This window comes from Prevotella sp. kh1p2, assembly GCF_900111525.1.
Lineage (GTDB): Bacteria > Bacteroidota > Bacteroidia > Bacteroidales > Bacteroidaceae > Prevotella.
On record NZ_FOHY01000011.1, the window covers coordinates 15568 to 35128 of the forward strand.

The following is a 19561-nucleotide window of genomic DNA, read 5'->3' on the forward strand; positions in this document are numbered from 1 at the left end:
TTGAATTGTTATGTGTGGAAAAAGGTTGGTTGTTGTCTTACTGATTGATTTCACCGGCGCTGATGCCCAGTGCGTTCAGGAGCGAATAGCCTAATATCTCCTGGCGGAAATTGCCGCCGGGCATGGGCTGCATGGCGAAGAGCGTGACGCGCTTCTCGTCGCTCACGTCGCGCAGGGCCGAGCGGATAAGGTCGTAGCTCTCGCCCTCCTCGGCGTTAGGAATTACCATGACGCGCTTCACCTCGTCGTGACCGAGCACCGTCTGCAGCATGTCGAGCATCATTTCTTCCTTGCTCACAAGCTCCTCTACGGCATAGGCGTTAACCGTGAACTCGCCCAGCCGGGCGTCTCTGAAGGCCTTGGCACTCAGCTCCCCGGCGTAGTCGGCGGGGCGGAAGTTCTCCATGCGCGTGCTTGCCTTGTCGTGTATGAGGGCCACCTGCGTGTGGTTGTCGCCCTGGCGGAGGCCTCCGTCCAGCGCCACGCACACGGCCCACTGGCTCAAGTCGGCCGGCCTGATGCGCCTGTTGAGCATCCGCTCGAAGTTTACTGTCAGGTTGAAAGCCACCCGGTCGATGTAGTCGGCATCGGCAATGATGATGTTTTCGCTCAGCAGAATGTTGCTCGTGTCTTGTGGGTTCATATTGCAAAGATACTAAAATAATTGATATTTCACTTTTGGGTACATGATATTTTTGAGAAAATTGTTATCTTTGCAGCCATGTGAAAAATATTATATCAATCTTAACAACATGAGTTCTTTAACCATTGCGATTATTGTTGCGTTCTGCGTGGGCTATTTGTTCATTGCCCTTGAGAGTGTAACGAAGGTAAACAAGGCAGCTGTCGCACTGCTGATGTTTGTTTGCTGCTGGACGCTTTTCATGCTCTCGCCGGGCAGTTACATAGCCGGGCTGAGCGGACAGGAACTGATTAACGAGGTGGGCCGCCACATAGAGGAGCACCTCGGCAGCACCTCTACCACGCTGTTCTTCCTCATGGGCGCCATGACCATTGTGGAGATAGTTGACCAGAACGGCGGCTTCAACTGGGTGCGCGGCGTGATGCAGACCCGCAGTAAGCGCGCCTTGCTGTGGCGCATAGCCTTTATCACGTTCTTCCTGAGTGCTATTCTCGACAACCTCACCACCAGCATCGTGATGATTATGATACTCCGCAAGCTCGTTTCCGACCATCACGACCGCATCATCTACGCCTCCCTGGTCATCATTGCAGCCAATTCGGGCGGTGCCTTCTCGCCTATAGGCGACGTGACCACCATCATGCTCTGGAACAAGGGCGTCATTACGGCCCTTGGGGTGATATCGGAGATGCTGGTGCCCTCCGTAGTTTCCATGGTTATACCAGCCTTTATACTGCAGTACGGACTAAAAGGCAAGCTCGAAACGGAAAATGAAGTGGGCATGAAGTCCGACTACGAGGTGCTTGATTTCTCGAGTCGGCAGCGCAAGGTCATCTTTGTATTGGGCGTGGGCGGCCTCATGTTCGTGCCCGTATTCAAGGCCCTGACCAATCTGCCGCCCTTTGTGGGCATCCTGTTCGTGCTGGGCATGCTGTGGACAGTTACCGAAATCTTCTACCGCAGGCTGCACCGAACCGGCGACCATGAGGGCACCCAGAAGCGCGTTACCAGTCTGCTGAGCCGCATCGACATGTCTACCATCCTCTTCTTCCTCGGCATCTTGATGGCTGTTGCCTGTCTCGAGGAGGTCGGAGTGCTGACTATGCTGGGCCAGGGGCTCAACACCGCCTTCAATGGCAACCACTACGCAGTGACCGGCATCATAGGAGTGCTGTCCAGCATCGTGGATAACGTGCCGCTGGTTGCAGGCTGCATGGGCATGTACCCCTTGGCAGCAACGGGCGATATGGCCGTAGACGGCATCTTCTGGCAGCTGCTGGCATACTGTGCCGGAGTAGGTGGGAGCATGCTCATCATAGGCTCCGCCGCCGGCGTTGTGGTCATGGGGCTGGAGAAGATAACCTTTGGCTGGTACATGAAGCACGTAAGCTGGATAGCTTTTGTGGGCTACGTAGCCGGCATCCTCTGCTATTGGGTCATGCGTACGTTCATCTTCGCCACGCCGCTTTAAGCCCTTTTCGGACACAATTTTTATGCTCTTTGTAACCCGTTGATATCAAGCGGGTTACAAAGAGCTATCTTTTAAAGACAGAGTAACAGCGTAATTTTTTTGCTGCTGTAGGTTTGCTACGCGTTGGCCTCTTATTTTTAAAGACAGAATAACAGAGTATTTTTTCTACTGCTTGTTGTTCGCTGTTTAACAGAAACGGGCAAGCAGCGGGTTGCGAAAAGGCAAACTGGTATCCTCCCCTTGGAAAGGGGAGGCGGAGGAGGGGATGAATAAATAGCAACATCTTGCCACTTTCTTGCTGCAATCATCCCCTCTTTAAGTATGAATTGTGAATTATGAATTGTGAATTAGCAGCTTGCTGCTTGCAACATCATCCCCTCCTAACCTCCCCTTTCTAAGGGGAGGGACCGCTGTTGCATCTTCTCTGCGCGTTGGCCTCTTATTTTTAAAGACAGAGTAACAGAGTATTAAGTCTTCAAAAATATCCCTTTTTAGTCCCCATTTGCATATTATTGAAATTCAATAACTTACAAGTGAGAAAGTAAAAGATGCCTTTCAAGCCTCTTGAAAGGCATCTTCAAAGGGCTAAAAGGTATCGTTCAAGGAGCTTGAAAGACACCTTTTACTTTTGGGGTTGTTGTTTCCGCCTTTTCGGAAACATAAAAGGGGAAGTTTTAGATGTGTTTTCCGTCCACTAAATTGATGACCAGATGGCGCATGGGATGGCCGCCCCAGGCGGCGTCGTTGGCGTAACCGAAGCCCACGCTGCAGTACAGCCGCTCGGCTGCAGGGTTGCCCTGGTCAACCAGCAGGCCCACTGCCGGCAGCTGCAGGCGGCGGGCTTTGGCTATGGTTGCCCGCAGCAGCGCCGTTGCCACGCCCCGGCGGCGGCACTCGGGGCGCACGGCCAGGCTGTCGATGTACAGTTCGCCGGCCTGCGTCTCATCGTCCATAGCCGAGAAGTCGCGGCCAAAGGCCTCGCGTGCAGCCTCTGCGAAGGCCCTGCGCAGGCTGTGCAAGCGGGCCCCGTCGTAGCTTACGCTGATGCCGGCCACCTGGCCCGCGGCGTCTGTTGCAACAAGGGTGTTGCGGTAACTGTACTGGCTGCAGTCGCCGGCAACGAGCTGCGCCATCATGTCTTCAAACTCCTGCAGCGTGTGGTCGGGGCCCGTGAAGTAGCGGCAGCAGTCGTAGTTCATGGCTGTCATGATGAGGCGGGCTATCTGCCGCGCCTCGTCGGGTTTGGCGTTTCGGATGTTCATGCTGCAAAGATACGCAAAAAAGCTGATAAACAGACAATGGCCGACCACTTGGCCGACCATTGTGCGTTTTCCTGCCGCCATCCTGTCGTGTCGTGGCGGCGGTGCTATCCTGATGTTTCCCGTGCCGGGCTGGCCGGCTGCTTAGAGCGGATAGTCCTCGAAAGCGTAAAGAACAGTGCTCAGATAGCGTTCGCCCGTGTCGGGCAGAAGCACCACTATCTTCTTCTCTTCGTTGCCCGGACGCTTGGCAATCTGCGCTGCGGCGTAGGCTGCTGCACCCGATGAGATGCCTACGAGCAGGCCGTCGAGCCGTGCGAGTTCGCGCCCCGTGCGGATTGCATCGTCGTTCTCAACGTCGAACACCTCGTCTATTACGCCGGCGTTGTAGGTCTGGGGCACGAAGCCTGCACCTATTCCCTGTATCTTGTGGGGGCCTGCGGGCTGGTTGTTCAGCACGGCCGAGCTCTTGGGTTCTACGGCCACAATCTGCACGTTGGGGTTCTTTTCCTTCAGTCTTTTGCCTATGCCGCTCACTGTTCCGCCCGTTCCAACGCCTGCCACGAAGATGTCTACCTGCCCGTCGGTGTCGTCCCAAATCTCCACTCCCGTGGTGTCGTAGTGCTTCTGCGGGTTGGCGGGGTTCACGAACTGGCCCAGTATCACCGCTCCGGGAATGCTGTCGCGCAGCTCCTCGGCCACCCTGATGGCTCCGGGCATGCCGTCCTTGCCGCTGGTGAGCTTTACCTGGGCGCCGTAAGCCTTGACTAAGCTGCGGCGCTCCACGCTCATGGTCTCGGGCATGGTGAGTATCAGCTTGTAGCCTTTTACCGCCGCAGCCAGCGCCAGGCCCACACCGGTGTTGCCGCTGGTGGGCTCTATGATGGTTGCTCCGGGCTTGAGGAGGCCTTTCTGCTCGGCATCCTCTATCATGGCCAGGCCTATCCTGTCTTTTACACTGCCGCCGGGATTGAATGATTCAACCTTGGCGATGAGCGGGGTCTTGAGCCCCTGGGCAGCCGAAAATCTGCCTATTTCGACCAGCGGCGTATGGCCGATGAGGTCGGTAATCTGTTTTGCTATCTTTGTCATATTGCTTTTACTTTTCGCCTTTCACTGCTTCAAAAGCCTGATCCAGGTCGTTAATGATGTCTTCGTAATGTTCCGTGCCTATGCTCAGCCTGATGGTGCTGGGCGTAATGCCCTGATCGGCTGCCTCCAGGGGGCTGAGTTCGGAGTGGGTTGTGGAGAGCGGGTGGATGACGAGCGACTTCACGTCGGCCACATTGGCCAACAGAGAGAAGATGCTGAGATGGTCTATGAAGTCAAAAGCCTTCTGCTGGCTGCCGTCAATCTCGAAAGTGAAGATGCTGCCGGCCCCGTTGGGGAAGTACCGCTCATAGAGATTGTGGTTCGGATGGCCCGGTAGGGCGGGGTGGTTGATTTTCTTCACCTGCGGCTGTTGCTGCAGGTAGTCCAGTACCTTGAGCGTGTTAAAGACCTGGCGTTCCACGCGCAGCGAGAGCGTTTCGAGCCCCTGCAGCAGTATCCAGGCGTTGAAGGGGGAGATGGTGGCGCCCTCGTCGCGCAGCAACAGCGTGCGGATACGGGTCACGAAGGGAGCAGGCAGGTCGCCGAACTTGAGCCCGTGGTACGATGGGTCGGGCTCCGTAAAGCCCGGGAACTTGTCGTTCCGGGCCCAGTCGAAGGTTCCCCCGTCAACAATAACGCCGCCCAGCGTGCTTCCGTGGCCACCAATGAACTTGGTGGCAGAGTGCACCACTACGTCGGCTCCGTGCTCTATGGGCCGTATGAGGTAAGGAGTGCCGAAGGTGTTGTCAATCACCAAGGGTATTCCATGGCGGTGAGCAATCGCTGCAGTGCGCTCAATGTCGGATATGTTGGAGTTAGGATTGCCCAAAGTCTCTATGTACACCAGCTTTGTGTTGGGCCTGATGGCGGCTTCCAGCTCGTCGTAATCGTCGGGATTAACGAAGGTCGAGCTGATGCCATAGCGGCTCAGCGTGTGCAGCAGCAGGTTGTACGTGCCTCCGTATATGCTCTTGCTGGCCACCACATGGTCGCCGGCAAAGGCTATGTTGGTAATGGCGTAGGTCACGGCAGCGGCACCCGAGGCCAGCGCCAGTCCGCCTACGCCCCCTTCGAGAGCCGATACGCGCTCCTCGAAAATGCCCTGCGTGCTGTTGGTAAGCCGTCCGTAAACGTTTCCGGCGTCCTTCAGGGCAAAGCGGTCGGCCGCATGCCGGGAGTTGTGGAACACGTAGGAAGTGGTCTGGTAGATGGGCACGGCGCGCGAATCGGTGGCCGGGTCGGCCTGCTCTTGTCCTACATGAACCTGTAATGTCTCGAAGTGAAGTTTCTTGTTACTCATAATTTTACCTTTGTTTTTGGCCTGCCGGGGGCCCTGATGAGAGGTCGGCAGGCGGCGTTCATACATTTATTGATATTTCACACTGCAAAGGTAAGGCTAAAAATACGGACGTGGAATAGCACGATTGTGCCATTTCGCATACCATGATTGTGGTATATGCCGCCGGCGGAGGTTTTTTTCGGCGTTTCGGCATCAGTGCTGCGGCTTTTCTGCAGCACCCGAGGCAGATTGTTCCACATCCCTGCGGCTCTTCGATTTCGTAACCATCCACACGCCGCTGAACACCAGGATGATGGCCAGCCCCTGTGCAGGCTTGAACACGCCGAGCCCCGTCAGCACGCTTGCTGTTACGGCCACGATGGGCTGCACGTAATTGTAAATGCTCACGACGGTGGGCCGCAGCGTCTGCTGGGCAAACATCATGAGCAGGTAACTCACAAAAGTACCCATCACAACAACGTACACCGTCTCCATCCATACGCTGAAGGGAATGGCCTGCCAGCTGATACCGGCAAGGTTACCCGACGAGAACGGCAGCACGTAGAGCGTGGCCCAGGTGAACATCCACTTGTTAACGGTGATGGCGGAGTACCGTTTTACGAACTTGCTGAACAGCGACAGGTAGAGTGCAAACGACAGTTGGGCCGCCATGCAGAGCAGGTCGCCCCGGATGTCGCCCACCTTCGAGCTGCCTGCCGATATGCTGGTAAGTATCAGGATGACGGCTCCGCTGCAGCCGATGGCCACTCCGCTCACCTTCAGCAGCGAGAGGGGCTCGCGCAGAATGAGGAAAGAGAGCAGCATGGCGAATATGGGCATGGAGGTGGTAGCTATGCTGGCATTAATCGGGGAGGTAAAACTCAGGCCGATGGTGAACATGCACTGGTTGAGCGTAACGCCGAAGAGGGCGGCCGCACCCAGCTTGAGAACATCCTTGGTGGGCACGTGCTCGCCCTTTGCCACAAGCGAGGAGAGCCAGAAAAGGATGGCAGCGCCGGCCACGCGGAACGTTACCATGTCCAATCCTGATAGTCCGCGGCTCATTGCATCCTTGCCTATGGGCGACATCAAGCCCCAACAAACCTGTGCGGCCAGCAGACTCAAGTGTGCCTGCAGCGGTCTCTTGTTATCCATTTTTTACCTTATATAAGTTAAAACAACGGCAAAGTTACGAAAAAGATGAGACAGGAGAGGGCGGAGATGAAAGTTTTTTGCTATTTTTGCGATATAACTCAGACCTACTGTTATGCAGAAATATGCGGATTATATCGAACAAATAGAAATCGACTCGCTGTGGAGCGGGGTGAAACATGTTGTGTGGAACCTTGACCGCAAGGTAAATATATTGAGCGGAGTGAACGGAGTCGGCAAGAGCACTATCCTGAACAAGGTGGTCAAAGGCTTGTCGGCAGGAGGCGAATTCCCCAGCCACATGCTCAAGGGAGTGCGCCTGAAGGTGGTTCCGTCGGATGCTAAATGGATTAAATACGACATCATCCGCTCCTTCGACCGCCCGCTCATGAACGCCGAAGCCATAACGAAAATGGACTTGAGCCTCGTTACCGAGCTCGACTGGCAGCTCTTCCAGCTGCAGCGCAAGTATCTGGACTACCAGGTGAACATCGGCAACCGCATCATCGAAGTGCTCCAGTCGGGCGGCGCCGATGCAGCTGAAAAGGCCCAGCAGGTATCGGAACCGAAGAAGATATTTCAGGATATGATAGACAATCTCTTTGCCGACACGGGCAAGAAGATTATCCGCACCGAGAACGAAATCCGCTTTTCGCAGATTGGGGAGACACTGGTACCCTACCAGCTCTCCAGCGGCGAGAAGCAGATACTGGCCATTCTGCTCACCGTTCTCGTTGAAGACAACGGCAACTACGTGCTCTTCATGGACGAGCCCGAGGTGAGTCTGCACGTGGAATGGCAGCAACAACTCATCGACCTCATACTCAAACTCAACCCCAACGTGCAGATTATACTCACCACCCACAGCCCGGCAGTCATCATGAACGGCTGGATGGACAAGGTGACCGAAGTCTCCGACATAACCGACCAGCCATGAGCAGACGACTGAAAGAGAACCTCTCGTCACGTTACCTCGAGGCGGCCAACCGCCTGAACTCCAAGAACGCGCGCCGCAAGATTACGGCTTATGTGGAAAGCTACGACGATGTGTTCTTCTGGCGGACGGTGCTCAGCCCGCTTGAAACCGACAAGCTGTACTTCCAGGTCATGCTCCCCACGCGCTCGCCCCATCTGGAACGCGGCAAGAAAGCAGTGCTCATGAACCTGCTCTCGGGCAAGATGGGCGAGAACCTCATAGCCTGCGTGGATGCCGACTACGACTATCTGATACAGGGAGCCACCCAAACGTCGCAGCTGGTAACCCATAATCCCTACGTGTTCCACACCTACGCCTACGCCATAGAGAACCTGCAGTGCTACGCACCGTCGCTTCACGACGTCTGCGTGGCCGTTACCCTCAACGACCATGACATCTTTGACATGGCCGAGTTCTTGCGTCAGTACTCGCAGGCGGTGTTCCCTCTCTTCGTCTGGAACATCTGGTACTACCGCACACCCAAGTATAAAGACTTTACGATAACCGATTTCAGCCGGGTGGTTGAGCTCGGTAACTTCAGCCTGCGGCATGCACCGGAGCTGCTGGCACGCCTCCGCCGCAAGGTAGGTGTTAAGGTCGAACAGCTCAAACGCCTCAATCCAAACGCGCGCGAAAGCTACCAGCAGACCAAGGAACAGCTCAGGCAGCTTGGCGTAACGGCCGATAACACCTATTTATATATACAGGGCCACCACCTGTTCGATAAGGTTGTGCTGCCCATGCTCGATAAAGTGTGCGACCAGCTGGTGCGCGAACGGCAAACGGAGATAAGTCAGCAGAGCTTGCACAGCACCCAACGGCGCAACGAACTCTCGAGCTATTCGCACAGCATAGACGACATAACGTCGGTTCTGAAGAAGAATACAGCCTACCAGTTCTCCGATGCTTTCCGCCACATTCAGGCCGACGTACGCGACTTCTTGGACAAGTTGGCGCAGCCTGCGGCCAGCACCTTACAGCCAGCTGATTACCACTAGGCAAGCCGCTAACAAGCTCCTCCTTTCCTGTTGCTTATTCCTTATGGTTTAAAGACAGAGTAACAGAGTATTTTTTTACCTGCAACGGGCTTGCCGGTTAGCAGGAATAAACCAGCAACAATTAGCAAGAAGACAAACCGGTAACCTCCCCTTGGAAAGGAGAGGCGGAGGAGGGGATGACCTGATAGCAACAAATAGCAAAGCTGCAAGGGAAATCATCCCCTCCTAACCTCCCCTTTCTAAGGGGAGGAACCGCTGCTGCACATTTGCTAAAAACAGCTACGTATTAGTAAAGAGTTTGCAAGAAGTCAAACTGGTAACCTCTCCTTGGAAAGGGGAGGCGGAGGAGGGGATGACATGATAGCAACAAATAGCAAAGCTGCAAGGGAAATCATCCCCTCCTAACCTCCCCTTTCTAAGGGGAGGAACCATTGCTTCACGTTTCCTGCTGCTTATTCCCTGTGGTTGAAAGACAGAGTAACAGAGTAATTTTTTACCTGCAACGGAGGGCATGAAAGATAGAAGCAGGAACTTTCGACACATGTCGCACGATTATTCGACAAGTGTCACACGATCGTGCGACAAGTGTCGGAAGTTCGTGAAGCATGCTTTCAGCACCTCCGTCGGGGGTGTTTTAACCCCTCGGGAGGTGGCTGTAGCGGCGTTGCAGCTTTATTTCAATTGATAGCGATGGTAGATGTCGGGGAACCGGAGGTTGAGGCCAATGCCGGATGTATCGTTTGGATTGGCGATGATGTGGTCGATGTTCTGCTGCTGATAGATTTCCACGGCACCCTTGCCGCTCACCGTGAGCGTGCCAATGTGGAATTGCTGGCCGTGTAAGGGTGTTGTGCTGTAACCATCGTCTGTATGGAGGTGCATCTCCATTTGTTCCACTCGCGAGTCGAATAAGGCGACATCGGGGTAGCCAATGGTAGTGAGCCGACCGATGGACGAGCCGCAGCAGAACTCCAGCGGGGAACTTGTACTGACCTTGATTTGCGGCAATCGGGCGGTGTTAAACCTGATGCAGTTGCCCGTGTTGCCCGTTACGCTGCGCAGGCGGGCGTCGGCCTGCAGGTATATTCGCAGCGTATCGTTGCTAAGGATGGTATCAGGGTCAATCTTGGTGAGGTCGGCATTGGCCAGGAACCGATGCCCCTCGCGTAGCAGTTTGCGGCCTGCAGGCGAGAGACCGATGGTGAGCCGGCCGCCTTTCTGCGTAACTTGCACCATCTCTTTGGGGTAGGAGACGCGGCAGAGAGTGCTGTCGCTGCGTGTTGACACAACGAGCTCGAGACGGAGACCGGCACTGTCGAGCAACGCGCTGTCGTTGTTGAACACCACATCTGTTACGGGTTGCAGGTGCTGCAGGTGGCGGGAAGTGAGGTTGATAACGTTACTTTGCTTCCTGGTGCGCATGCTGTTGGAGAGCAGGAGCACAAAAGGCGTGATGATGAGCACGATGAGTGCGATGATGGTTGTCTTCTTCATGCGGTGTTCCTCCTATTATATGCGGTCTATGACCTCCAGTTCCCGGAAGCGCCGGTACGACAGCCACCAGCCCAGCAGCACCGTGGCCCATAGATAAACTTGGATGAACACCAGCTGCGGAGAGTAGTCATTGTATGGCGACTTGACTGTATCGAAGCTGAAAGTCATCAAGATGAGTGCGAAGTAAAGCCCCGCAAAGAGCGCTACAACGGATGTTGCGAGCACGGCGCGGCGTGGGAAGAAGGTGCCGCCAACTAAGTAGAACGTGGTGCAACAAGCGTAGGCAAGCGCGATATAGGGAATCGTGGTTCCCGTAAGCGCATCGGATCCGAGCCAGAAAAGGCTGATGCCCAGCTCCGGATAGATGGGGGCGAAGACGGCTACACGTATGGCATCGGCCGCATGAAAGCAAACCAGAAAGGCCACGAGGGGCAAGGGCATGTGCATGAGCCACCGCGTGAGCCAGTTCTCAAAGGGCGAAACGGGCGTAGTGAGCATGGCAATGCGGGCGGGCTTACGGCGCCCGTCGTGCAGCAACTGCGATGCCATGAGAATGCCGACGGCAAAGAGCGAGAGCAGGAAAACTCCATATTCTGTCATATGTATGGGGTCTTCCGTACGGTCGCTTTCATCGTACACGGTTCCGTTTTCCAAGTACAGGTCGGGATAGGTGGTTACAGCTATCAGTATCATGACAATGAGCAGGCCGGCAAACAGCAGCAGGCAGCGGATGGCGTTGGTGCGCCACTGCTCGATGAAGCGCTTGCTGAAGTAGGCCGCAAAGCGCCGGAAGCTGAAAAATGGGTGGTTACTCATGGCGGTCCTCCTGTGTTTTAAGGGTCTGGTTGTAGAACTGTTCGAGGTCAATGTGCCCGCTGGGGCAGATGTCGGCCATGTCGGCATCGGCTATGATGCCCGTTTGGTCAATCACCATAACATGGTCCAGCACGGTCTCAATGTCCTTAACCTGATGGGTGGAGACCACGAAGATGCTCTCTGCCGAGCGTCCGCGGGTGAGGAAAGTGCGGAATTGAGCCTTGCCGGGAATGTCGAGTCCGTTGGTTGGTTCGTCCATCAGCAGCACCCGGGTGTGCGTAGCCATGGCGAAACTCATGAATATCTTCTTGCGCTGACCTAATGAGAGCGCGTTCAGTTTCTCGTTGGCCGTCATGCCGAACACCTGGAGGTAGGCCTCCATGTCGGCCTGGCTGAAGCGCGGATAGAACTTGCTGTTGGACCGCACGTACTGTTGCAGCGTGACGGAGGGCAGCTCGAACTCGTCGGGAACGATGAAAATGTCGGCCAGAGTAGCCGGCAGGCGGCGCCTGACGTCGGTTCCGCCGTAGCTTACGCAGCCCTTCTGGGGCGTAAGCAGGCCCGAGAGCAGATACAGGAGGGTAGACTTGCCGGTGCCGTTGGCGCCCAAGAGGCCGTAGATGTGGCCAGGAGAGAGCTTTAGGTTGAAGTCGGCAAAGACCTTGTGGCGCGACCTCGGGTAAGTGAAACCGAGGTTGCGGGCCTCTAACAGGGGCGTGGTGTCGGGTTGGTTCATGGGTATCGGGTTTGTTGTAGGTAATCTGCGGGACGGCCGCAGGCGGCCCATGCTCCCGCTGCAGGGCGGGAGCACGTTGGCTGCTTATACGTAGGTTTCGAGGAACTTGATGGTTCCCTCTATCTTCAGCGTTTGCGTGGTGGCCGGCACCAGTATCGACTCGCCGGCCTGCAGGGTCAGGGTGTTGCCCTCGTTGTCGGTCAGGGTGCCGCTTCCTTTCATGCCTATGAGGATGACGAAGCTGTCGAGTTCGCTGTAATCGAGCGTCATCGGCTCGTCCAAGTCGTACACGGCGGTGTTGAAGTAGGGGCAGCTTACCAAGGCAACGCCCTGGTTCTTGGTGGGCACATACTCGGTGCGGTAGTCTTGCTCTACATTATAGTTGATGCACTCTGCGGCCTCCTTGGTGTGCAGTTGGCGGTAGTTGCCGTCCTTGTCCTTGCGCTTGAAGTCGTAGATGCGGTAGGTAACGTCGCTGGTTTGCTGTATCTCGGCCAGGAAGCAGCCCGTTCCGATGGCGTGAATGCGGCCGGCGGGCAGGAAGAACACGTCGCCCTCCTTGACCGGATACTGCGCCAGGGCGTCGCAGATGGTGTCGTTTTCAACCATCTCCTTGTACTTCTGGGGCGTTAGCTGCATCTTCAGTCCGCTGTAGAGCTTGGCATCAGGGGCCGAATCCATGATGTACCACATCTCTGTTTTGCCGCGTTCCTTGCCCTGCTTGCGGGCAATCTCGTCGGTGGGGTGCACCTGTATGGAGAGATCTTGCCGCGCATCGATGAACTTGATGAGCAGAGGGAACTCGTTGCCAAAGCGCTTGTAGTTGTCCTCACCTACGAGGCTGGCCTGCAGCTCCTCCACAACAGCGTTGAGACTGCGGCCTGCGAACTCGCCGTCGGCTACGATGGTCTCGCTATCCTTGACGCCGGAAATCTCCCAGCTTTCGCCTACGTTCTCCATTGACTCATTGAGATGCTTGAACGGGATGATCTTGTCGCCACCCCAGAGGGTCTGCTTGAGCAGAGCTTTAAACTTTAAAGGTTTCATTTCTTTATATGTATTTACGGTTTTAATCAGTTGTCTTTCCAGAATGCCGGGGTAAAGATAACCAGCACGGTGAAAATCTCCAGACGCCCCATGAGCATCATCAGCGAGCACATCCAGGTAGCAACATCGGACAGTTCGCTCCACGACATGGTCGGTCCTATTTCTATTCCAAGCGTCGGCCCCACGTTACCAAGACTGCTGAGGGTGATGGTGATGGCGTTCGTGTTGTCTACTCCGGTGGCTATCATGGTAAAGGAGACGATGACGCAGAGGATGAGATAGGTGGCCAGAAAGGCCACCAGCGTGACCCGCTGCTGGTTGGGAATGTTCATGCCGTCAACCTTCAGCGGCAGTACTGCATTGGGGTGGAGTATCTGCCGGAACTCGTTCTTGATGATTTTGAGCAGCATCACGCCCCTCACACATTTGAAGGCGCCGCTCGTTGAGCCCGAGCAGGCCCCCATGAACATGCAGAACGCCAGCACCACCCACGTAACATGCGGCCACAGAGCGGCGTTGTCGTTGAACAGCCCGGTTGTGGTGAGGAACGAAACTACCTGGAAGATGCTGCTGCGGAAGGCGTGCTCGAGGTCGTAATGATTGCGGGCAATGAGCTCAAGCATGATGAACAGCGTGCAGGAGAGCGTAATCAGCAGGTATAAACGGAACTCCGAGTTGCGCAGCAGCTCCTTGAACTTGAGCTTGGCCACGGAGAAATAGAGCAGCGTAAAGTTGGTTCCGGAAGCAAAACAGAAGAATGTGGTGACATAATCCATGCCTGCCGAGCGGAAGTGTTCGGTGCTGTTGTTGTAGATGGAGAACCCTCCGGTGGCCGTGGTGCTCATGGCGAAGTTCACTGCTTCGAACCAATCCATGCCAAAGAGCATGTAACTGGCCAGGCAGGCGATGGAGAGAACGAGGTAAACTGCCCAAATCCACTTGGCATTAGTTGACAGGCGGGGATGCAGCTTGGTCTGTATGGGCCCTGTGGCCTCTGCAGCAAACACCTTGGTAGAGCCTCCCACCATCGACGGCAGCAACGCTATGGTGAAGAAAACGATGCCCAGTCCGCCTATCCACTGCGTGAGCGAGCGCCAGAAAAGGATGCCATGAGGCAGCGCCTCCACGTTGTCGATGATGGTGGCGCCGGTAGTCGTGAAGCCCGACATGGTCTCGAAGTAGGCGTCGGTGAAGCTGGTAAGATAGCCGCCGATGAGGAACGGCATCGTTCCAAAGAGGCTGAAGACGATCCACGACAGTGTTACAACGAGGTAGGCGTCGCGCCGTGAGAGCGTGTTCTCTGCGTTATGACCGAGAAAACGCAGAAAGAAACCGAAGAATAAGGTAACGACGGTGGATATCAGAAATGCCGGTACGTCGTCCTCACCGTAATGAAGCGCCATGCCGAGGCATGCCATCAGCAGTACCGCCTCTATGAAGAGCAGGGAACCTAAGATTTTATAAACAATCTTGAGATTAATCATATAAAGAGCTTCTCTATTTTTTTCATGTTCAAATTGTGGCAGAACACCATGACCGAGTCGCCCGCTTGGATTTGCGTGTTGCCCGAAACGAGCATGCCCTCGCTGTTGCGCACCAGTCCTCCTATGGTCATTCCGGCCGGCAATCCGAGGTCTTTAACGGGCTTGCGGGTTACTTTCGAGCCCTCTTTAGGTATGAATTCGGCCACGTCGGCATTAGCTGTCATGAGGAATCTCACGTTCATCACGTCGGCATCGAGCATCATCTGGTAGATGTGGCTGGCCGCAATGGCCTTCTTGTTGATAATCGTTCCGATGTCCAGACTTTCCGCCATGGACACGTAGTCGATGTTTTCTACCATGGCAACGGTCTTCCTCACGCCCAGCCGTTTGGCCGTAAGGCAGGCCAGAATGTTGGTTTCGGCATTGTCGGTGAGTGCCACAAAGGCCTGCGTGTTCTTGATTCCCTCCTCAATGAGCAGCGGAATGTCGCGCCCGTCGCCATGAATAACGAGCGCCCTGTCATCCTGCAGCAGCATGTTCAGCTCCTCGCAGCGTTGCTCGTCCTGCTCAATGATTTTCACGCTCATGTACTCCGGCATCGTTTTCACTGCCCTCACAGCCGTGTTGCCGCCGCCCATCACCATTACGTTCTTTACGTCCACATAGTGTTCCTTGCCCACTATCTTGCGAATGTAGGGTATGTATTGGCGGGTTGTCATGAAGTAGGCGAGGTCGTAGAGCTTCAGTTCGTCGTTGCCGCCGGGGATGATGGTCTCGCCTCCCCGCTTGATGGCAACCACGTGGTAGGGGTCTTGCGGGCCGCAGAGGTTCTTGAGCGGCTCGTTCAGAACCTCGCACGACTCGCGCAGCTTGATGCCGAGCATCACCAGCGAGCTGTCGTGCACGTCCCAGCGTTGCCGCACCCACGACATCTTCAGGCCGTTGTTGATATCCTTGGCTGCCAGCACTTCGGGGTAAATAAGTGAGCTCACGCCGAGCTCGTTGAAGAACTCCTGTATCTCCGGTTCTATGTATTCGGCCTCGTCTATCTTGGCAACGGTCTTCTTGGCGCCCAGCTTCTTGGCCAGGATACAGCAGTTGATGTTGAGGCTCTGGTTGGGAGTTACGGCGATGAAGAGGTCGGTGCTGGCCGCTCCTGCCTCGCGCAGAGCCTTCACACTGTCCGGAGAAGCCTGCATGGTGAGCAGGTCGTAGTCGCTTCCTATCTTGGCGAGCCGCTCTTCGTCCTCGTCTATCAGGGTGATGTCCTCATTGTTACGCGACAGCAGTCGGGCCAGATGAGTACCTATGGCATAAGCGCCGGTGATGATGATTTTCATTTTTGAGCAGATGTTTTTTGTAATATGTGTGCGGCGATGGTTTGCTTGATGGAGCCCGGGTCGGTGTGGCAAATCTGCCGAAGCTCGTCTACGGTGCCGTGTTCTACGAACTTATCGGGCAGTCCTATCCTCACCATACGCGGCCGGTAGCCGTGGTCGGCCATCCATTCCAGCACGGCCGAGCCGAACCCTCCCGTGCGCACGCCGTCTTCTACCGTAACGATGCGGTCGAAGTTCTCGCCCACCTGGCGCAGTATCTGCCCGTCGAGCGGCTTGAGGAAACGCATGTCGTAATGGGCAACGGATACGTCCGGGTTCTCGGCTTCTATCTCCCGGATGGCCTGTTCCACGTCGTTTCCCACGGGACCGATGGTCAGCACGGCCACATCATGCCCCTCGTGCAGCAGCCGTCCGGTGCCCACTTCGACGGCCTCCAGCGGGCAGCGCCAGTCCTTGAGCACGCCCCGGCCGCGCGGATAGCGTATCACGAAGGCTCCCTTATTGGGCAGTTGGGCCGTGTACATGAGGCGGCGAAGCTCGTGCTCGTTCATGGGCGAGGCGATGGTCAGGTTGGGAATGGGCCGCAGGGCAGCCATGTCGAAAGCGCCGTGGTGCGTAGGTCCGTCCTCTCCCACAAGCCCCGCGCGGTCCAGACAGAACACTACGGGCAGGTTGAGTATGGCCACGTCGTGGATGATATTGTCGTAGGCACGCTGTGCGAACGAGCTGTAGATGTTGCAGAAGGGCTGCAGTCCGTCCTTTGCCATGCCGCCCGAGAAGGTCACGGCGTGGCCTTCGGCAATGCCGACGTCGAACGTACGGTCGGGCATAGCCTTCATCATGATGTTCATGGAGCAGCCTGTGGGCATGGCGGGGGTAACGCCCACGATGCGCGGATTACGCTCCGCCAGCTCCAGGAGCGTATGGCCGAACACGTCCTGAAACTTCGCCGGCTCGTCAGCAGCATCGCTTACGATGCGCTCGCCCGTAGCAGGGTCGAACTTGCCCGGTGCATGCCAGATGGTGGCAGCTTTCTCCGCAGGCTCGTAACCCTTGCCTTTTACGGTGTGCAGGTGCAGCAGCTTGGGGCCTCTCATGTCCTTGAGCTGGCGCAGCTTGCGCACAATCTCCTTCACGTCGTGCCCGTCGAACGGTCCGAAGTAGCGTATGTTCATGCCCTCGAAGATGTTCTGCTGGTGGCTGATGGCCGACTTGATGGCATTGTTGAGCCTGATGATGCCCTTGCGGCGGTCGTCGTTCAGATAGCCCTTGGCATGCAGCCACTGCGACGCCCTGAAGCGCAGGCGGTTGTAAGTCTCGTTGGTATCGAGGTTGAGCAGGTACTGTTCCATGCCGCCCACGGCCCGGTCAATGCTCATGTCGTTGTCGTTGAGGATGATGAGCAGGTCGTTGGGCGTAGAAGATACGTTGTTCAGCCCCTCAAAAGCCAGTCCGCCGCTCATGGCGCCGTCGCCTATCACGGCCACCACATGCCTGCCGCCGTTGCCCGTCTTCTTGGCGGCAACGGCCATGCCCAGTGCGGCCGAGATGGAGTTCGACGCGTGCCCGCAGGTAAAGGTGTCGTATTCGCTCTCCAGCGGAGTGGGGAAGGGGCGGATGCCGTGCAGCTTGCGGTTGGTGCAGAAGCACTCGCGGCGGCCGGTGAGCATCTTGTGTCCGTAGGCCTGATGGCCCACATCCCACACCAGCCGGTCGTCGGGCGTGTTGTAGACATAATGCAGGGCGACCGTGATTTCCACCACTCCGAGGCTCGAAGCGAAATGTCCGGGATTGACGGAAACCTCGTTTATTATCCGTTGTCTTAGCTCCTCGCACAGCTGCGGCAGCTGGTCAATGCTCAGCTTGCGCAAGTCCTGCGGATAACTTATTTGACTTAGCAGTTCTGTTTTTTCTTTATCCACGATGAATAGGAATGAATAACCTTGCAAAGGTACGATTTTTCTATGGATTGACAAGCGAAAGCAGTGTTTTTTCAGACCTGCACTTGCAGCTGTCTTTTCGTAGTCTGGGTAGTCCCTTGTCTGCATCGGCGCCACAGCCCGCGGCGGGAGGCTTCTCCCGATGCCGCCTACGCGGGTGCCGAAGGCATGCTTCGGGAACTTTCGACAGGTGTCGCACGATTGTGTGACACTTGTCGAACGATGGTGCGACACTTGTCAAAAGTTCCCGGGTGATGGGTGTTGGGTGATGGGTGATGGGTTGCGGGGAGCCGATGCCAGCCCTTCGACTCACGCGCCGAAGGCCGCCAAGTTTCGCGCTGCGGGCGTATTTAATGCGTGTTTCTTGCGTTTTTCAACCTTTTTTCGTAACTTTGTGCCAACGGAAATACACATCAATCACAACACAATGAATACAAGAATCTTGCTCATGGCCGTTATGCTGGCTGCTGCCGGCAGCTTGCAGGCCCAGACTAAGGACGGAGGCATCTCGCCGCAGATGCTCCGGCAGGTTGAAAACGCACAGCAAACGACGGCTGCCGACAAAGCTCTCTTCAACGCCATCGCGTCCAATTCCATCGACGACCTGGCTCGTAACCACGCCGTGCAGGGCGACTTCGACACCCACTTCAGCATCGAGACGCCCCGCCAGAGCATCCACAACCAGAAGAGTTCGGGGCGTTGCTGGATGTTCTCCGGGCTCAACGTGCTGCGTGCCGACTACGCCCTGCGCCACGAGGGCAAGCAGACGGTGGAGTTCTCGCAGGGCTATCTGTTCTTCTACGACCAGCTGGAAAAAGCCAACCTCATGCTGCAGGGCGTCATCGATTGTGCCAAGAAGCCCATGGACGATACCCGCGTGCAGTTCTTCTTCCACTATCCCATCAACGACGGAGGCACCTTCTGCGGCGTTGCCGACCTGGCCGAGAAGTACGGACTGGTGCCCATGAGCGCCCAACCCGAAACTTTCTCGGGCGAGAACACCAGTCGCATGCAGCGCGTTCTGGCGTCCAAGCTGCGCGAATACGGCCTCGAGCTGCGCTCGATGGTTGCTGCGGGCAAGCCGAAGCAGGCCGTCCAGGCCCGCAAAACCGAGATGCTGGGCACCGTCTACCGCCTGCTCTGCCTCACGCTGGGTGCTCCCGTCAAGGAGTTCAGCTACGCTTTCCGCGACAGCAGCGGCCGCATCGTTGTGCCGGAGCGCAAATATACGCCCCTCGAGTTTTACGAGCTGACGGTAGGCCGGCCGCTCAACGGCTCTTTCATCATGGTGATGAACGACCCGCGCCGGCCCTATTACAAGACGTTTGAGGTGGAGTACGACCGCCATACCTACGATGGGCACAACTGGAAGTACCTCAACCTGCCCATGGAAGACATCGCCCGACTGGCCATCTCCTCGCTCAAGGCCGGCCGGAAGCTGTACAGCTCGTACGACGTAGGCAAGCAGTTCGACCGCAAACGCGGCTACATGGACTCGCAGATGTACGACTACGGCACGCTCTTTGGCACCACCTTCGGCATGGACAAGGCACAGCGCATAGCCACCTACGACAGCGGCAGCACCCATGCCATGACCCTTACGGCCGTAGACTTGGATGCTTCCGGCCAGCCGCTCAAGTGGAAAGTGGAGAACAGTTGGGGCCCGTCGGCGGGGGTCAACGGCTATGCCGTGATGACCAACCAATGGTTCAACGACTATATGTTCCGCCTCGTGGTGAGCAAGGAGTTTGTACCCGAGGCCATGTTGAAGCAGTACGAGCAGAAGCCTGTTATGGTTATGCCCGAAGACCCGTTATTTCAAGCAGACCGATAA

16 protein-coding genes are annotated in these 19561 nt (G+C 56.2%); 4 read left to right on the top strand and 12 right to left on the bottom strand.

Going from position 1 to position 19561, the window contains the following annotated elements:
- Window positions 1-37: 37 nt before the first annotated feature.
- Window positions 38-643 carry a DUF6621 family protein gene (locus BMW31_RS07765; RefSeq protein ID WP_091823601.1) on the bottom strand — a complete coding sequence of 202 codons (606 nt, stop codon included), beginning with the start codon at window positions 641-643 and terminating at the stop codon, window positions 38-40.
- A 109-nt stretch (window positions 644-752) separates the two neighbouring features.
- Between BMW31_RS07765 and nhaD the strand changes: the two genes are divergently transcribed.
- On the top strand, window positions 753-2114 hold the full coding sequence (gene nhaD, locus BMW31_RS07770; protein WP_091823604.1) for a sodium:proton antiporter NhaD: 1362 nt from the start codon (window positions 753-755) through the stop codon (window positions 2112-2114).
- Between the two features lie 674 nt (window positions 2115-2788).
- Here nhaD and BMW31_RS07775 read toward each other — a convergent pair.
- The 4 genes from BMW31_RS07775 to BMW31_RS07790 all read right to left on the bottom strand — a co-directional run bounded on the left by BMW31_RS07775 (window position 2789) and on the right by BMW31_RS07790 (window position 6899).
- On the bottom strand, window positions 2789-3376 hold the full coding sequence (locus BMW31_RS07775) for a GNAT family N-acetyltransferase (protein WP_091823607.1): 588 nt from the start codon (window positions 3374-3376) through the stop codon (window positions 2789-2791).
- Between the two features lie 141 nt (window positions 3377-3517).
- Window positions 3518-4465, bottom strand: coding sequence for a cysteine synthase A (gene cysK / locus BMW31_RS07780; protein WP_091823610.1), 948 nt, complete (start codon window positions 4463-4465; stop codon window positions 3518-3520).
- Between the two features lie 7 nt (window positions 4466-4472).
- The gene (locus BMW31_RS07785) at window positions 4473-5765 is read right to left on the bottom strand and encodes an O-acetylhomoserine aminocarboxypropyltransferase/cysteine synthase family protein (RefSeq protein WP_091823882.1); all 1293 of its coding nucleotides are present in this window, start codon (window positions 5763-5765) and stop codon (window positions 4473-4475) included.
- A 192-nt stretch (window positions 5766-5957) separates the two neighbouring features.
- Complete coding sequence (locus BMW31_RS07790) at window positions 5958-6899, bottom strand: DMT family transporter (RefSeq protein WP_091823612.1); 942 nt, start codon at window positions 6897-6899, stop codon at window positions 5958-5960.
- 112 nt (window positions 6900-7011) lie between these two features.
- On the opposite strand from BMW31_RS07790, the gene BMW31_RS07795 reads away from it, so the two are divergent.
- Together BMW31_RS07795 and BMW31_RS07800 are read left to right on the top strand one after the other, a co-directional pair.
- Window positions 7012-7833, top strand: a complete 822-nt coding sequence (locus BMW31_RS07795) for an AAA family ATPase (RefSeq protein ID WP_091823615.1) — start codon at window positions 7012-7014, stop codon at window positions 7831-7833.
- Window positions 7830-8870: a DUF4435 domain-containing protein gene (locus tag BMW31_RS07800; protein WP_091823618.1), complete on the top strand. Its 1041-nt coding sequence runs from the start codon at window positions 7830-7832 to the stop codon at window positions 8868-8870. Before BMW31_RS07795 ends, BMW31_RS07800 begins: the two co-directional genes overlap by 4 nt.
- Before the next feature lie 672 nt (window positions 8871-9542).
- On the opposite strand, the gene BMW31_RS07805 is transcribed toward BMW31_RS07800, so the two are convergent.
- The 7 genes from BMW31_RS07805 to dxs all read right to left on the bottom strand — a co-directional run bounded on the left by BMW31_RS07805 (window position 9543) and on the right by dxs (window position 17709).
- Window positions 9543-10364: a hypothetical protein gene (locus BMW31_RS07805; RefSeq protein ID WP_091823621.1), complete on the bottom strand. Its 822-nt coding sequence runs from the start codon at window positions 10362-10364 to the stop codon at window positions 9543-9545.
- 15 nt (window positions 10365-10379) lie between these two features.
- A complete protein-coding gene (locus BMW31_RS07810; RefSeq protein ID WP_091823624.1) occupies window positions 10380-11180 on the bottom strand; it encodes a hypothetical protein in 801 nt (266 codons plus the stop codon).
- A complete protein-coding gene (locus BMW31_RS07815) occupies window positions 11173-11916 on the bottom strand; it encodes an ATP-binding cassette domain-containing protein (protein ID WP_091823627.1) in 744 nt (247 codons plus the stop codon). The genes BMW31_RS07810 and BMW31_RS07815 overlap by 8 nt, the downstream gene beginning before the upstream one ends.
- Window positions 11917-12000: 84 nt before the next feature.
- Window positions 12001-12963, bottom strand: a complete 963-nt coding sequence (locus BMW31_RS07820; protein WP_091823629.1) for a type I phosphomannose isomerase catalytic subunit — start codon at window positions 12961-12963, stop codon at window positions 12001-12003.
- A gap of 26 nt (window positions 12964-12989) precedes the next feature.
- Entirely contained in the window at window positions 12990-14447 is a 1458-nt protein-coding gene (locus BMW31_RS07825; RefSeq protein WP_091823633.1) for a TrkH family potassium uptake protein, read from the bottom strand.
- Window positions 14444-15787, bottom strand: a complete 1344-nt coding sequence (trkA, locus tag BMW31_RS07830; RefSeq protein ID WP_091823636.1) for a Trk system potassium transporter TrkA — start codon at window positions 15785-15787, stop codon at window positions 14444-14446. Before trkA ends, BMW31_RS07825 begins: the two co-directional genes overlap by 4 nt.
- A complete protein-coding gene (gene dxs / locus BMW31_RS07835) occupies window positions 15784-17709 on the bottom strand; it encodes a 1-deoxy-D-xylulose-5-phosphate synthase (RefSeq protein WP_091823639.1) in 1926 nt (641 codons plus the stop codon). The genes trkA and dxs overlap by 4 nt, the downstream gene beginning before the upstream one ends.
- 445 nt (window positions 17710-18154) lie before the next feature.
- Here dxs and BMW31_RS07840 point away from each other — a divergent pair, with 445 nt between their 5' ends.
- Window positions 18155-19561 carry a C1 family peptidase gene (locus BMW31_RS07840; protein ID WP_091823643.1) on the top strand — a complete coding sequence of 469 codons (1407 nt, stop codon included), beginning with the start codon at window positions 18155-18157 and terminating at the stop codon, window positions 19559-19561.

Bases quoted from the DNA above. Each gene is read 5' to 3' on its own strand.
- cysK (WP_091823610.1), bottom strand. From the start codon at position 4,465: ATGACAAAGATAGCAAAACAGATTACCGACCTCATCGGCCATACGCCG.
- trkA (WP_091823636.1), bottom strand. From the start codon at position 15,787: ATGAAAATCATCATCACCGGCGCTTATGCCATAGGTACTCATCTGGCC.
- BMW31_RS07775 (WP_091823607.1), bottom strand. From the start codon at position 3,376: ATGAACATCCGAAACGCCAAACCCGACGAGGCGCGGCAGATAGCCCGC.
- BMW31_RS07790 (WP_091823612.1), bottom strand. From the start codon at position 6,899: ATGGATAACAAGAGACCGCTGCAGGCACACTTGAGTCTGCTGGCCGCA.
- nhaD (WP_091823604.1), top strand. From the start codon at position 753: ATGAGTTCTTTAACCATTGCGATTATTGTTGCGTTCTGCGTGGGCTAT.
- BMW31_RS07825 (WP_091823633.1), bottom strand. From the start codon at position 14,447: ATGATTAATCTCAAGATTGTTTATAAAATCTTAGGTTCCCTGCTCTTC.
- BMW31_RS07840 (WP_091823643.1), top strand. From the start codon at position 18,155: ATGAATACAAGAATCTTGCTCATGGCCGTTATGCTGGCTGCTGCCGGC.
- BMW31_RS07805 (WP_091823621.1), bottom strand. From the start codon at position 10,364: ATGAAGAAGACAACCATCATCGCACTCATCGTGCTCATCATCACGCCT.
- BMW31_RS07815 (WP_091823627.1), bottom strand. From the start codon at position 11,916: ATGAACCAACCCGACACCACGCCCCTGTTAGAGGCCCGCAACCTCGGT.
- BMW31_RS07785 (WP_091823882.1), bottom strand. From the start codon at position 5,765: ATGAGTAACAAGAAACTTCACTTCGAGACATTACAGGTTCATGTAGGA.
- BMW31_RS07765 (WP_091823601.1), bottom strand. From the start codon at position 643: ATGAACCCACAAGACACGAGCAACATTCTGCTGAGCGAAAACATCATC.
- BMW31_RS07810 (WP_091823624.1), bottom strand. From the start codon at position 11,180: ATGAGTAACCACCCATTTTTCAGCTTCCGGCGCTTTGCGGCCTACTTC.
- BMW31_RS07800 (WP_091823618.1), top strand. From the start codon at position 7,830: ATGAGCAGACGACTGAAAGAGAACCTCTCGTCACGTTACCTCGAGGCG.
- BMW31_RS07795 (WP_091823615.1), top strand. From the start codon at position 7,012: ATGCAGAAATATGCGGATTATATCGAACAAATAGAAATCGACTCGCTG.
- BMW31_RS07820 (WP_091823629.1), bottom strand. From the start codon at position 12,963: ATGAAACCTTTAAAGTTTAAAGCTCTGCTCAAGCAGACCCTCTGGGGT.